Raw genomic sequence first — 13,604 nt, 5'->3', positions numbered from 1 at the left:
TTGAGAGTGTCAACCAAATTCTTTCTGTTCGTTGTGCTTATCTCAATGGTTTGCTTGCTATTTAAGTGTTTCTGCCAAAAGTGGATGCTCCCAAGTACAATCCCATAGAGCGGTGTTGGGCTGCCCTAGAGAACTATTAGAATGGCGCTATTTTAGATTCTGTTGAAGCCGCAGTAAACTGGGCTTCCAATATGACGAAAGAAAGGGATTACACCCATTGTTCACCGAGTTGAAACCACCTATGAAAAAGGAATCAAAGTTTTATCACAAGAGTTAGAACAGTACCAAACTCTATGGCAGCGTTCTGAAACATTACCCAAATGGGATATTACTATTGTGCCTGTTTAACTGGTATTTTATTTTCTTGCAAGTCCCTTACGTCAAATTCATCAATTATTAGCGTCTGAAAGCTCTGTGTCAACTGCTGCCAGAGGAACTCAATTTCCTCATAGCACTTCTGTGAAGAAATTTTTCCCGAAGTTTGTAGATTAGAGAGATAACAAACACGTTCAGAAAATTCTTGAAGATTAGCATTGAATAAAAGATTTTGAGGCGTGTACTTTCCAAGATATCGATAGCGCTGGTAGAGGAAATTGTCTTTGTGTATCTGATTGTCGTTATCCATATTCAAAAAAAATCTTCTTAGTTCTTCTTAGTACAAATCTAGACTTAGTTATTTCACGTTATTTTTATATTTACATCTATATAGTATTAAAATACCCATTCTGGAATCAGAATCACTTATTTTTCCAATTATTCACCTGATTATCTTTGTAAACAGCACCTTGTTCTGAAATCTCCAAATCCTCACATGGACTGAAAAATATCAAATTATTGCGATTTAACTCAAATGTTAGAGGTGATTCGTAAAGAAAATCTAAACGGCTTCTGGGTTAGCTTGAGTAGATTTTATGCTAGATCAAGTTGAATAGTTGCACTGAACATCACTCGTCTCCCCTACGGTTTCGATGGTGGCAAGAAGGTTAAAGGACGTAAGCGGCATATCGTCGTAGACTCTCAAGGGAATGGCACTAAGAAAAGCGCAAATGTATTATTTACAAGGGTTTTATCACTTTGGCAAAATTTTGCCTAATGAAGCAGCGATCGCAAACTGAGAGTTGCAGATTATTCTGATTCCCGACCTTAAAACTATTAGTTTTCTAAACCCCTTGCCAGGCAAGTATTTCAGCTTTTCTTAGTGCCATTCGACTCTCAAGGATTGTTGATTGGGGTTCTCGTCACGCCCAGCAAATGCCTCAGAACGATTAGGGGCGGTGATTGTGTTGGATGAAGCAAAAGATAAATTGTCCAAATTAGAAGTGATCTGGGTAGACCAGGGGTATTCTGGCAAAAACTTTGCCAATGCTGTTGGGCAGGTCTGTGGTGAGCGGGTGCGGGTGGAAGTGATTAAACGAACCTCTGAGACGTTTGAGCAGTTGCCCAAGCGGTGGATTGTTGAGCGAACCAATGGAAAAGCTGAACCGATTTCGGCGGTTAAGCAAAGATTATGAGGTGTATTCAGAGGTCAGTGAAGCGATGATTTATGGTTCTTTGCTTCGTCTCATGGTCAGGCGATTAGCTACTTAAGATTTACTTTACGAATCAGCTCTAAGAGATAATTGAACTAAGCTAATCGGCATTTAAGCTGCATAATGTAAATGTAGAGCCGATGAACCTAAATATGCCACCACCAATCGAAAACTTTTTAACTTCGTGTTGAATATTTATTATATTAAATATATAGTATTGATGAGAAAAGGGTCATTTCAATATATTGAAAATTTTAATCCAAAATGGTAAATAGTAATATTGAGGAGCAATCCGTATTGGTGTACAAAAAAATATATTGCTAAAGTTAAAAAATATGGACGATTGATCAAGAGATATAGTAGTTTTTATGCTGATTTATATAGTCAAACCTAAGTAAGTTTCATGGATAATTGTTGGTGTAGTGTTCAAAATTAATGAAATTAAATTGTAATAACATTGAATATTATTTACGAGGTTTGAGGGCTATAGAGCTTATTATGTCTAAGTTTTAGCTTTCATGTCCTCTCCCTCTCTCAGCATTTACATATAATATTTTTAACTTAAGAAATACGATCACCTCGACAGATAGTTGCACTCAAACGGGGTATGATACCATCATCATGAACAGCGATCGCATCAGCTCTTTTTCCGACCTCCAAACTACCACGATCGCAAAATAGATTAATGGCTTTGGCTGGATTACTGGTAAATAATTGCATAGCTTGGTAAATAGGCTTGCCAGTCTTATGGGCAATTATCCAGATGGATTGCAATAAGCTTTGAGGAACATAATCAGAAGAGATCACATCAACTAAACCGTGCAAAACAAGTTCCATAGCTGAAACATTACCAGAGTGAGAACCACCTAACACTAAATTAGGCGCACCCATCAAAACTTGTAATCCTAAGTTATGGGCTGCTTTGGCAGCTACTAATGTAGTTGGGAACTCAGCTAGCACTACTCCATCTTGAACCGCTTCTTGGACGTGTTCCACAGTAGTATCATCGTGACTTGCTAAGGAAATACCTTTGGCTTTGGTAAGTTCTACTAAAACCATGCGATTTTTTTGTGCATATAGTTGTTGCTGTTGCTGACGAATGATTATGAACTCGTCAATTTTGTCAAGAGTAACACCGTGTTTTCCCATGTAATACTCTTTAAACTTGTCCAACCGGGTAAACTGCCGTTGACCTGGAGTATGATCCATCAGTGAAATCATTGATAAAAGAGGATGATCTGAGTATTGTGCTGTAATCTCATAAACCTTGTCAAAAGCCAGTTCACAGCGTAGATGAATGCGATGTTCCACACAGAAGCGTCCGGAGACTTGTGCTTGGGAAATGACATCAATCATCGGCGCATAGTTAGTTAAGCGAGGAGAGCCAGCCGCCACATCACCAATTGCGATCGCATCACATACTGTTGTTACTCCCGCGCTGGCTAAATCTCGGTCATGATAAACTGCTGCGGCTTCTAAAGGCCAACGAATACCGGGACGGGGAGACATACAGCGTTCGAGATTATCGGTGTGTAACTCAATCAATCCTGGTAATAGATAATCTCCCTGACCATTTTGACCATGACTTACAATTCCTGGCTGAATATCAGCAATCAATCCATCTCGCACTACCAAAGTACCCAGCAGTTCTTGATCTGGTAGTTGCAGACGATAGTTAGTGTAAATCTGTTCATTCATAATAATTTGTAATACTGTTGACTGATAACTGTTAACTGTTGACGGGAAACACTTTGTTGGGCTAGTTGAGCAATCAACTGTCAACTGTCAACCATCAATTATTAAAAATTAATTCGTGGTTACAAAGTTGCGCTCTTACTTCTTCGTCGTGAAAGATGCCAATTAAGCCACAGCCTTTAGCTTTTTTCTCTTGCAACAGTTCAATTACTACTTGGCGATTGGTAGCGTCTAGGGCTGAAGTTGGTTCATCTAGTAGCAAAATTGGATAATCAACTGCTAAAGCACGAGTAATATTTACCCGTTGCTTTTCACCTCCAGAAAAGGTAGTGGGGGAAAGATGCCACAGTCGTTCTGAGAGATTGAGGCGACAAAATAAGTCTTTAACTTTGTTATATGCGACATCTATATCTACCCCTAATTCTAATAGTGGTTCTGCGGCAACTTCTAAGGCTGGTACTCTGGGAATTACTCTTAAAAACTGACTGACATATCCAATGGTTTTCTGTCGGACTGCTAAAATCTCATGGGGAGCGAGTTGACACAAATCAACCCAATCTTCCTGATGTTTTATCCAGACTGAACCACTATCAACGCGATAGTTAGCATATAAACAGCGCATAAATGTAGATTTACCACTGCCAGATGCTCCAGAAAGGGCGACACATTCCCCAGCATTAACGCTCAAAGAAACACCTTCTAGCACCGATAGATTAATGCCTCCTTGCTGATGCAGAGTAAAACTTTTTCGCAAATTCTCAACTTGTAAAAGTGCTTTGCCAGAAGAGCTTACTGGACGATGATTAACAGTTAATGATTGCATGGTTAAGAAAATAGATGACTGTTGAACGCCAGTTGCTTCAACGCGGTGGTATTTCTTTCAAGTCGGCAAAGCCGCCCAACAGAGTGCCTTGGAAACCCGCGCAACACACTGGCTCCTGTTGACTGTTGACTGTTAACCGTCAACAATCAACAAATATCAGGGTGTTAAAGCAGCACTGACTAAGAGTTGGGTGTATGGATGTTGTGGATCATCAAGTACTTGGTCAGTTAAACCTGATTCCACTACCTGTCCTTGTTGCATAACTAATAATCTGTGTGCTAAAAGCCTGACTACGCCGATATCGTGAGTAACTATAATCACGCTAAGGTGAAAATTGCGGACAAGTGATCGCAATAAATCTAATAACCTCGCTTGCACTGATACATCCAAACCTCCCGTTGGTTCGTCCATCAAGATCAACCGAGGACGTGTCACCAATACACGGGCAAGTTGTAATCTTTGTTGCATCCCTCCAGAAAATTGGACTGGTAAATTATCTATCCGTGCTGGGTCAATTTCCACTTGTTGTAGCCAATGAGTAGCCTCATCCCGAATATTGCCATAGTGCCGTACCCCAATATCTAGTAAGCGTTCGCCGATATTCGCTCCAGCACTAATTTTCATTCGCAGACCATCACGGGGATTTTGCTGTACAAAGCCCCACTCAGTTCGCATCAACAACCGCCGTTTAGCTTCCGCAAGTTGAAAAATTTCTAAGTCTTCCCCGCTACGGCTAGTATAAATAACATTACCTTTATCAACAGCAGTATGATTGGCAACCGCACTCAGCAAGGTAGACTTACCTGAACCTGATTCTCCAACAATACCGAGAACTTGCCCAGGAAAAAGATTAAAAGAGATGCGATCGCAGGCTTTAATTGCACCGTAAGATTTACTTATTTGGTGAACCTGTAAAAGAGGTTTCATCGGTTTTAAATTTTTACTTTTGAATTGTTACAGTAGTCTGTATCTGAACAGATCCACATTCGCCCACCTTGGTCGTCAATCACTACCTCATCTAAATAGCTTTCTGTAGAACCGCATAATTCACAGGCTTTATCCCATTTTTCTACAGTAAAGGGATGGTCTTCAAAGTCGAGGCTTTTGACTTTGGTGTAAGGTGGAATTGCATATATGCGTTTTTCTCTCCCTGCACCAAATAATTGCAATGCCGGACTCATCTGCATTTTGAGATTATCAAAACGTGGGATCGGGCTAGGACTCATCAAATAGCGGTTATGCACCATTACCGGATAGTCGTAGGATGTAGCAATATGTCCATGTGTGGTAATGTCTTCGTAAAGCTTGACATACATAGCTCCATATTCTTCTAAAGCGTGCATTTTGCCCGTCTCTACAGATGAGGGTTCTAGCCAACGCAAAGGTTCGGGTATCGGTACTTGGTAAACTAAAATCTGTCCTTCCTGTAGTGGTGTTTCGGGTATGCGATGGCGAGTCTGAATTAAACTTGCTTCTTGTGTGCGTTCTGTTGTCTTTACACCACAAACTTTTTGGAAAAAGCGACGAATATTAACGGCGTTAGTGGTGTCGTCTGCTCCTTGGTCAATTACTTTCAACACATCAGTTTGACCAATTACAGCAGCTGTTACCTGAATTCCACCAGTACCCCAGCCGTAAGACATGGGCATTTCTCTGGAAGAAAAGGGAATTTGATGTCCTGGAATCGCTACAGCTTTCAGCAAAGCACGGCGAATAGAACGCTTTGTTTGCTCGTCTAAGTAAGCAAAGTTAAAGCCTGTTTCTGGGGATTGAGAATTGGGAGAAATATTCATTTTATTGGCGAGATCAAAGAGGCGGTTATAAATTGAGTGAAGTGGTTTAAATCGGGTGTTGGCAGATTTGTGATTTTGGCTTTGTCGTCATAAATCCTTAACTGCACAGCATCTTGAGCATAAGGTTGCTGAATAAATTTCTCTGCCTGTTCTGGGAAAAATATGCCTCCTTGCAGTTCTAAGCTGCGTTTGGATGCGGCTGAGAGACTTTCCCAATATTCAGGAACAACTGAGCAAAGATAGCGTTTGGCGACGACATGAAGCCTAATTGGTTGTGTGACTGCTGGACTGAAAATCTGACGTAGTAAGGGAATGGCTCGATGTTCATGTTGATCGTCTATGCCTTGGGTGGCGGGATTATCTCCCAAGTTATGGATTAAATGCCCTAAATCATGGAGTAGGCAAGCGGTAATCAATTCATGGTTTTGACCTGATATTTCAGCGAGGGTAGCGCATTGCAAGGCGTGTTCTAGCTGGCTGACAGCTTCTGCACCATAGGATTGAGAACCCTTCTCGGTGAACAGGTCAATAATGCTTTCGATAGTAGGTTTCATAATAGGTAACTGATGACTGTTGACTGGATATTTATTGAATTTGATATCGAGCAACTTCTTTTCCTGCTACATATACAGAGCGAATCGCAGTAATTGCAGAGAATAAAGAATTATCAGGAGATATCAACAGGAAATCAGCATCTAAACCAGAAGCGATTTTACCTTTTTGATCGCTAATTCCCGCCGCCTCTGCTGGTTGGCTGGAAACTAATGACCATGCTTGTTCAAAAGACATCAAGCCTAATTCTTGAAGCTTGAAGGGTGCATAGAACAAGGAAGGATAATGATAGTCTGAGCAAAGACAATCGATAACGTTATTTTTTACCGCCTCAGTGACACTCATTAAACCTAAGTGAGAACCACCGCGCACTAAGTTAGGCGCACCCATGAGGACGGCTATACCATATTCACGAGATTTAGCAGCTAAGTCCACAGTAGCGGGAAATTCTGCGATCGCTACTCGGCGTTGTTGACTTAGTATTACTTTCTCTGGGCTATCATCATCGTGAGAAGCGAGAGGAATACCGTAGGTATGAGCTAAATCCACCAGTTGTTTTATTTGCACGTCTCCTTCATGTCGTCGTTCTGTTACTTGGTTGACTAATTCTTCGATTTCTTCTAATGACATCGATGATCTTTGCCTCACACTGTTGAGATATCGGCTCAATCTCTTTTGATTTCCAGGGGGTGGTAGGTGATCGTTGATAGACAAAATATGCACACGACCGGATACCATCCAATCACACAATTCTTGATGTCCGGCGATATTTGCCTCTTCATGCCTGATATGAATGCGATGATTGCAATTTAAAACTTGTTTTCCTGTCCCTAAGATGAAGTCAATTAAAGCACGAGCAGAATCTCGGCTGCGTAAACCTGGTTCGTAAGAGTCGGTAATTGAGCAGTAAAAGGTTGTAATACCCGATGCCAAGAGGTTGCGGTCATTATCTGCGATCGCTATTGGTAGAGGAAAGTTAACTCCAGGGCGAGGGCAAATCATCCTTTCAAAAGCATCGCCGTGTAAGTCAATAATTCCTGGCAACATCTGGAGTCCTTGAGCATTTACCAGATGAAATCCATTAGGACTACTGGCCTGATCAATGCTGGTAAATTGCCCATCTTCAATTAAAACTGTGGCATCTTCCAGCCAACCATCGGGAGTTAGTGCATTTACTCCTTGGATAGCAATTTTTGTGTTGGTTGGTTTTGATAATATTTGAATATTTTTAGGTGTTGTCACTGACTTACCTCAGTAAAAAATTTTATGCCTTTATATGGAGCTTTTTGAGTAGCGGCAATTCTGGAAGATAAATCACCTATATGCAGTTCCAGTTTGTGGTGATCGGGGTCGAGAATATATATAGATTCGCCTTCACTTGTATTTTGTTTCCACTGTTTGACTCCTAAAACTTTGAGACGATCGCTATATTCTAGAAACCTTTCTTCAGAGATACTAAAAGCAATATGAGTGTACTCATCCATAGGATTTGTGCGTGTGTTGGAATCTAAAGATAGACACAACCACAAGTCACCTGCCAGTAGATAAGCGCCTGTTTGCCACTTAGCGATCGCTTGACAACCTAGAATTTCGGTATAAAAATTAAAAGATTTTTCCAAGTCACAGACAGACAAAGTAATATGGTTAATTCCTGTAATCATTTCGCTTCTTCCAAAACCAAATCACTATTTTCTAAAGGCTCAGATTCTTCCGCAGTACCCGTTAATGACGATTGATTATTTAGCTGCTGCTCTCGGATTTTCCGCACCAGATTTAACTCAGCTTGAAAGTCAATGTAGTGTGGAAGTTTAAGGTGTTGGACAAAACCTTGTGCTTCAACGTTATCGGAATGGGAAAGTACAAACTCGACATTTTGGGCTGGGCCTTGAATTGTTTCTCCTAATTCCTCTGCTCGCATCGCCCTATCTACCAGCGCCATCGACATAGCTTTACGTTCGTTGTAACCAAAGGTGAGTCCATAGCCACGGGTAAACTGAGCAGGTAATTCTTTAGTACCTTTAAACTGATTTACCATTTGCACCTCGGTGACAGTAATATCTGCGATCGCTATTTCAAATCCCAATTCTTCTGGGCAAATTACCACCTCTACTTCCCCCATACGAATCTCTCCGGCAAAAGGATGGTTTCTGCCATAGCCTCGCTGTGTAGAATATGCCAAAGATAGCAAAAACCCCTCGTCTGCACGTGCCAGATTTTGTAGTCTCGCATCCCGCCCAGCAGGAAAGGTCAATGGTTGACGAGTTAGGTCAAAAAGTTGAGGGGACTGGGGACTGGGGACTGGGAATTGGGAAGTAAGAAATTCCTCCTCTGCTTGCATCAAGCCTTCACGATCTAAAGTGTCAATTACACGCGGGACTGATTCTGTAATTGCTTCTGCTTCTGGTGCTGTTGGGACTTCTCCTTCTGCTATTAACTTAAAGTCTAGTAGGCGGTGGATGTAGTCGAAAGTAGTTCCTAACCTTTGTCCTCCTGGTACATCTTTAAAAATCGCAGAAATGCGGCGCTGAATCTGCATTTTGCTGGTATCTAATGTCTGGCTATAGTAGAAGTGGGGTAGTGTTGTTCGATAAGCTCGTAACAAGAAAATTGCTTCTACTAAATCACCCCAAGATTGTTTAATAGCCAGGGCTGCTAATTCCCGATCGTATAAGCTACCTTCACACATCACCCGTTCTACTGCTAGGGAAAGCTGTTGTTCAATCTGGTCTAGGGTCAATTCGGGAATTGCAGGATCACCTCTGCGTCTGCTTTGCAGAAGTGCTTCTGCATTTTGAATTGCCTGTTCACCGCCTTTGACTGCAACGTATGGCATATATTTTTAATTCGTAATTCGTAATTCGTAATTTTTGATTAAGAAAGTTAGGCTTTAATTGGGTTTTTAGGTTTCCATATTTATATTTTTATCCTCCGCAATTTTTGCTTTACAGGCTTGGTTGGAGTACGCATTTAAAGCTCCAGCCATGCTGCTCGAATCCTAGTGATTGATAGAATTGATGGGCGCGGCTACGTTTTAAATTAGAAGAGAGCATGATTTTATAACATCCAGCTTCAGCACTGAGTTTGATTGCAGCTTTCACCATTTGACTACCTATTCCCTCTCCTCGCATTTGAGAAATAACTGTCACTGCATCTAGAACTGCAAATTTGTGATATCCCCGGTGCATCATTGTTGGCGCATAAAGAAGGCTGAAAGTACCTACAGGTTGCTGATTTAAGTAGGCAATATAGATGTGATAATTAGGAACTTGTGCGATTTGTACGAAGATTTTTTCTAGGTCATCTTTGGGTAAAGATGGCTCACCATCCATGTCAGCATAAAGCTTACTTAATACAGGCCAATCCTCACGGGTAGCAATGCGAATATCAAGAGTCATAGTACACCTCTGGTTTAGCGGTGCGTGGTAGTCCCATTACTGCATACCGTGTAAATAAAAATACATCTATGCCTTGTGGATAGGCTTGGTGATTCTGCATCCAGAAATCCCAAAAGTGACGGGGAAGCGTAGGAGAAGTCGCTTGCTGGTCTAAAATTCCCGGCCCCGTCAACATTACAGGTTGTCCCATCTCAAAACTTTCCACCTGTACTAATAATGTTGTTGAGGCTTCAGGCTTTTCTCCTGTCCCCCAGTTAAAAATAGATAATTCTGTTAACCCTGCCAAATCTTGAATTAAGGCAAAGTCAGCTTCTTCTGGATACTGCGTGAAACGACAGCCAGTATGGAACAACAACCAAGCTCTCACTTGATCTGCAAAACTCGGCTGTAGCCATACCACAACATCCAAATCCAGCAACGTCAAACAAGCAGCCCCACAAGCAGCCGTTAAACCCAAAGGCACACTCATCTCAGCAGTTATCTGATAAGCTATCCCCGGTCGAGCATTAGCATCAAGCAACGCCCGAAATGTCCTTTGGGCATCATGAATCGAATCTCGAAAGCTAGGTAAATATGTAACTATATTTGTTGACATTAATCAATAATCCAATTTTTTAATTTTTAATTGATTCACCCTTCCCCCCTCACCATCGTGAAAAAATTAACCTTAGTGGCGGCTGCTTGACGCTGCTTGAGTTCCTGCTGTTTTTGGTATTCTACTTGCAAGGGTTGAATTACTTCAGCCTGAATCTGGTCGTGCCAATTTGGGGTTTGCAATAACGCATCACAAACAGCAGCTAGTTCTGCATGACGGTGCGATCGCCCGGTGACATAACCGAATCCAGCGATTGCTTGGTCTCCTTGGCTCTCTAACTGCACGACACAGCGAGTCATGGTGATTTCTCCTAAGTTAAATGGCTCTCCTGTACCCCCAGCGCGTCCCCGCACCATTGTTAGACCAATCTCTGGGCAGCGTAAAAAGCTATAGTTGGGCAAAGTAACCAATTTTTTTACCAGTTTTTCTAATAGCTCTAACTCGGCTTTAGCTAATGTTGCCATCCATGCTTGTCGCTGCGTCACAGTAGGCATAAGTTGGTTCGTGGTATTTTGTTTTAAACTATTCTTAACTTGTCTAGACATCTAGATGAAAGTAGATTAACGCAATTCTGACAAATTGACAATCTAAAATTGATACATGAAGGAAATAATGCCGATTTATGCCCAGATTGCTGATCAACTGCGACAAAACATTCATCAAGGGGTTTATCAGCTTGGGGAACAACTACCAACGGAAACCAAGTTAGCAGAACAATTTTCAGTTAATCGCCATACCCTCAGACAAGCGATCGCTCTCCTAAAAGACGAGGGATTGTTACGAGTTGACCGAGGACGCGGAACTTTTGTAGCGGCTAAAACCATCCGCTATGCTATTGGTAAGCGAGTGCGTTACAACCAAACGCTGAAAGCTCAAGGTTGGCAAGTGAGGTTTCAACTGCTGCGTGTTTTAGAAGTACCTGCGGATGATGCTGTAGCTAAAGGGCTAGAAATTCCTTATGGTGAGTCGGTAGCGTTAATTGAACGCTTAAGTTTTGCAGATGAAGAACCTATAAGTATGGGCACTGGGTATTTTCCCCTCAAGCAATTCCCTGATATTTTAGATCCGAAAAATATCAAGATTTTGCAAGAACAGCAATCAATCTCTCAGTTTTTACGGCAGGTATATGGATGCGATCATATCCGCCGTAGTACCTGTGTTTCTGCTCGTCTAGTCCAGCCTCAAGATGCTAAGTGGCTACAAATACCCCTCAATCAACCCATTCTTTTGGCGGAGTCAGTGAACGTCGATGAAACAGGTAATGTTATTGAATATGGGGTAACTCGACTGCGGGGTGATCGCATGGAGTTGTTTTTTGAAAATGACTTAGCGGTTGAATGATGACTGATGACAGTCATACTAAACTAACCACCCTCTAACCTTTGCAGAGAGTAAATCAATAACACCAGTAGTAACAATCAAAATAATCAGAATTGTACAGACTTTTTGGTATTCAAATGCACCAAAACTCTGATATAGTGAAACGCCAATACCACCAGCCCCAACAATTCCTAATACAGAAGCAGAACGCACATTTGACTCAAATCTGTAGAGAGTGAAAGAAGTCCACAAAGGCATTACTTGAGGAATCACTCCATAAATAACTTCTTGAATCGGACTTGCACCAGTAGCTCTAATTCCTTCTACAGGGCCTGACTCAATTGATTCTACTGCTTCTGAGAACAGCTTACCCAGGATACCGCCAGTATGAACAAATAATGCCAAAACTCCAGCAAATGGCCCCAATCCAACAGCAACTACAAAGATTAGCGCAAAGACGATTTCGTTAATCGCCCGCATAGCATCTAATAGCCGACGTGTTGGTTGAACAACCCATACTGGGCAAATATTATTAGATGCTAGGATAGATAAAGGAACAGCTGCGATCGCAGCCATTAAAGTTCCCCAAATTCCCATCGATATAGTAACCAGTGTTTCTGAGAAATAATAATTCCAATCGCTAAAGTCTGGCGGAAAATATGAACGGAGATATTCCACCATGTTGTCTCCCCGTTGCAGAAGTACAGGGAAATTTAACTCGCTTTGGTTATAGGCAAAAACCAATACAGCAGCAATAACTAAAAGAAACAAAACTTTTTGAGTATTCACAAGCTTTGCTTCTTTCTCTAACATTGCTGCTACGTTAGGAGATGCGTAAGTAATTATCTGATTTCGTGAGCGCACTTTTTACTACCTATAAATCTAATTTTATTTAATCCCTTTGAGTTGCTGGTTTAATTCTGCTATGGTTTGCTGTTTTTCTTGGTCGCTAAGATTTTCTTTAGCTTGAGTTTCTTGGATTTTTTTAGCAATTTCTAGTTCTCGAATTGTATGCCAATTTTTATCTTCAGCCTGTACAAAACCAGAAATTTTAAATTGTCCTAAAACTTTAGCATCTTTGTAGTTATAGAAAAAGTTTTGCAATTTCTTTTTGATATCATCATATAAATCCCGACGGTAAACAATTGGATCGCTGGGAATTATAGGTGATTTCCAAATAATTTCAATCTTCTGCCTGGCTGTAGGATTAGTACTTTCTAGACGACTTAATGCTTCACTACTGACGGTAGCCACATCTACCTGTTTATTCGCTACAGCTAAAGCACAAGCTTCATGATTACCAGCAAAAATCAAGCGTTTAAAAGCTTTCTTAGGGTCCACATTATTTTTAGTAAAAATATAGTAACTGGGAACTAAAAACCCAGAGGTAGAATTAGGCTCATTAAAGGCAAAGGTGAGCTTGGATGCATTTTTAATCACATATTTATCGCCACCTGCTGCTATAGCTTCCGCAGTGATGGGATTATCTTTATTAGTAATTAAATGAGAATAGTAGCCTCTAGTGCCATCTGCACTCACAACTTGAGCAAAAGCTTCTGCATCAGCAATTTTTGCTGCTTCAATATAAGATTTACCACCTAACCAAGCTGCTTGAACTTTACCAAATCGCATAGCTTCTATGACTGCTGCATACTGTGTAACATAGAAGGGTTTAATGGTAATCCCAATTTCCTGAGACATAGCAGCAGCAAAAGGTTCCCAAATTGGTTTTTGATTAGCTTGAGATTCTGTAGACAGAACACCAAAGTTAATTTCTTTAATCGCTGCGGTACTATTATCAGCATTAGAAGTACAAGCTGAAAGTATTTTGGCACTTGTCAAAGTTAGAGTAAACAAAGAAGCCTGCTGAATAAATAACCTTCTGTCCATAAGTTTAGTTGT

General features: G+C 41.1%; 15 protein-coding genes and 1 pseudogene. 2 read left to right on the top strand and 14 right to left on the bottom strand.

What is annotated here, in order from left to right; all coding sequences use genetic code 11:
- Positions 1–331 precede the first annotated feature (331 nt).
- Positions 332–625 (bottom strand): DUF7219 family protein, encoded by a 294-nt coding sequence (locus tag V7K69_RS06260; RefSeq protein ID WP_335032383.1) that lies wholly within the window; start codon positions 623–625, stop codon positions 332–334.
- A gap of 582 nt (positions 626–1,207) precedes the next feature.
- Here V7K69_RS06260 and V7K69_RS06255 point away from each other — a divergent pair.
- A pseudogene (locus V7K69_RS06255) lies at positions 1,208–1,587 on the top strand (transposase); the annotation flags it as partial.
- 503 nt (positions 1,588–2,090) lie between these two features.
- On the opposite strand, the gene phnM reads toward V7K69_RS06255, so the two are convergent.
- From phnM to phnG, 11 genes are all read right to left on the bottom strand, one after another.
- Entirely contained in the window at positions 2,091–3,227 is a 1,137-nt protein-coding gene (gene phnM, locus V7K69_RS06250) for a phosphonate metabolism protein PhnM (RefSeq protein WP_335032381.1), read from the bottom strand.
- 94 nt (positions 3,228–3,321) lie between these two features.
- Positions 3,322–4,047, bottom strand: a complete 726-nt coding sequence (gene phnL, locus V7K69_RS06245) for a phosphonate C-P lyase system protein PhnL (protein ID WP_335032379.1) — start codon at positions 4,045–4,047, stop codon at positions 3,322–3,324.
- A 156-nt stretch (positions 4,048–4,203) separates the two neighbouring features.
- Positions 4,204–4,974: a phosphonate C-P lyase system protein PhnK gene (gene phnK / locus V7K69_RS06240; RefSeq protein WP_335032377.1), complete on the bottom strand. Its 771-nt coding sequence runs from the start codon at positions 4,972–4,974 to the stop codon at positions 4,204–4,206.
- Between the two features lie 5 nt (positions 4,975–4,979).
- Positions 4,980–5,840: an alpha-D-ribose 1-methylphosphonate 5-phosphate C-P-lyase PhnJ gene (locus tag V7K69_RS06235; protein WP_335032375.1), complete on the bottom strand. Its 861-nt coding sequence runs from the start codon at positions 5,838–5,840 to the stop codon at positions 4,980–4,982.
- Positions 5,837–6,394 carry a phosphonate degradation HD-domain oxygenase gene (locus V7K69_RS06230; protein ID WP_335032373.1) on the bottom strand — a complete coding sequence of 186 codons (558 nt, stop codon included), beginning with the start codon at positions 6,392–6,394 and terminating at the stop codon, positions 5,837–5,839. Before V7K69_RS06230 ends, V7K69_RS06235 begins: the two co-directional genes overlap by 4 nt.
- 31 nt (positions 6,395–6,425) lie before the next feature.
- Positions 6,426–7,634, bottom strand: coding sequence for an alpha-D-ribose 1-methylphosphonate 5-triphosphate diphosphatase (locus V7K69_RS06225; protein ID WP_185586496.1), 1,209 nt, complete (start codon positions 7,632–7,634; stop codon positions 6,426–6,428).
- Positions 7,631–8,053, bottom strand: a complete 423-nt coding sequence (locus V7K69_RS06220; protein WP_335032371.1) for a fosfomycin resistance glutathione transferase — start codon at positions 8,051–8,053, stop codon at positions 7,631–7,633. Before V7K69_RS06220 ends, V7K69_RS06225 begins: the two co-directional genes overlap by 4 nt.
- On the bottom strand, positions 8,050–9,225 hold the full coding sequence (locus V7K69_RS06215) for a carbon-phosphorus lyase complex subunit PhnI (protein ID WP_335032369.1): 1,176 nt from the start codon (positions 9,223–9,225) through the stop codon (positions 8,050–8,052). Before V7K69_RS06215 ends, V7K69_RS06220 begins: the two co-directional genes overlap by 4 nt.
- A 109-nt stretch (positions 9,226–9,334) precedes the next feature.
- On the bottom strand, positions 9,335–9,787 hold the full coding sequence (locus V7K69_RS06210) for a GNAT family N-acetyltransferase (RefSeq protein WP_185587570.1): 453 nt from the start codon (positions 9,785–9,787) through the stop codon (positions 9,335–9,337).
- Positions 9,777–10,382, bottom strand: coding sequence for a phosphonate C-P lyase system protein PhnH (phnH, locus tag V7K69_RS06205; RefSeq protein ID WP_335032364.1), 606 nt, complete (start codon positions 10,380–10,382; stop codon positions 9,777–9,779). Before phnH ends, V7K69_RS06210 begins: the two co-directional genes overlap by 11 nt.
- Positions 10,383–10,417: 35 nt before the next feature.
- Entirely contained in the window at positions 10,418–10,876 is a 459-nt protein-coding gene (phnG, locus tag V7K69_RS06200; protein WP_335032362.1) for a phosphonate C-P lyase system protein PhnG, read from the bottom strand.
- 106 nt (positions 10,877–10,982) lie between these two features.
- Here phnG and phnF point away from each other — a divergent pair, with 106 nt between their 5' ends.
- A complete protein-coding gene (gene phnF / locus V7K69_RS06195) occupies positions 10,983–11,723 on the top strand; it encodes a phosphonate metabolism transcriptional regulator PhnF (RefSeq protein WP_185587892.1) in 741 nt (246 codons plus the stop codon).
- An 18-nt stretch (positions 11,724–11,741) separates the two neighbouring features.
- On the opposite strand, the gene phnE is transcribed toward phnF, so the two are convergent.
- Both phnE and phnD read right to left on the bottom strand, forming a co-directional pair.
- Complete coding sequence (gene phnE, locus V7K69_RS06190) at positions 11,742–12,515, bottom strand: phosphonate ABC transporter, permease protein PhnE (RefSeq protein ID WP_335032385.1); 774 nt, start codon at positions 12,513–12,515, stop codon at positions 11,742–11,744.
- A 75-nt stretch (positions 12,516–12,590) separates the two neighbouring features.
- Positions 12,591–13,592 (bottom strand): phosphonate ABC transporter substrate-binding protein, encoded by a 1,002-nt coding sequence (phnD, locus tag V7K69_RS06185; RefSeq protein WP_335032356.1) that lies wholly within the window; start codon positions 13,590–13,592, stop codon positions 12,591–12,593.
- Positions 13,593–13,604 lie beyond the last annotated feature (12 nt).

Origin of the sequence: Nostoc sp. (assembly GCF_036917775.1) — a bacterium.
In the GTDB taxonomy this organism is placed as follows: Bacteria; Cyanobacteriota; Cyanobacteriia; order Cyanobacteriales; family Nostocaceae; genus Nostoc.
This window is presented reverse-complemented; position numbering and strand designations above follow the sequence as displayed.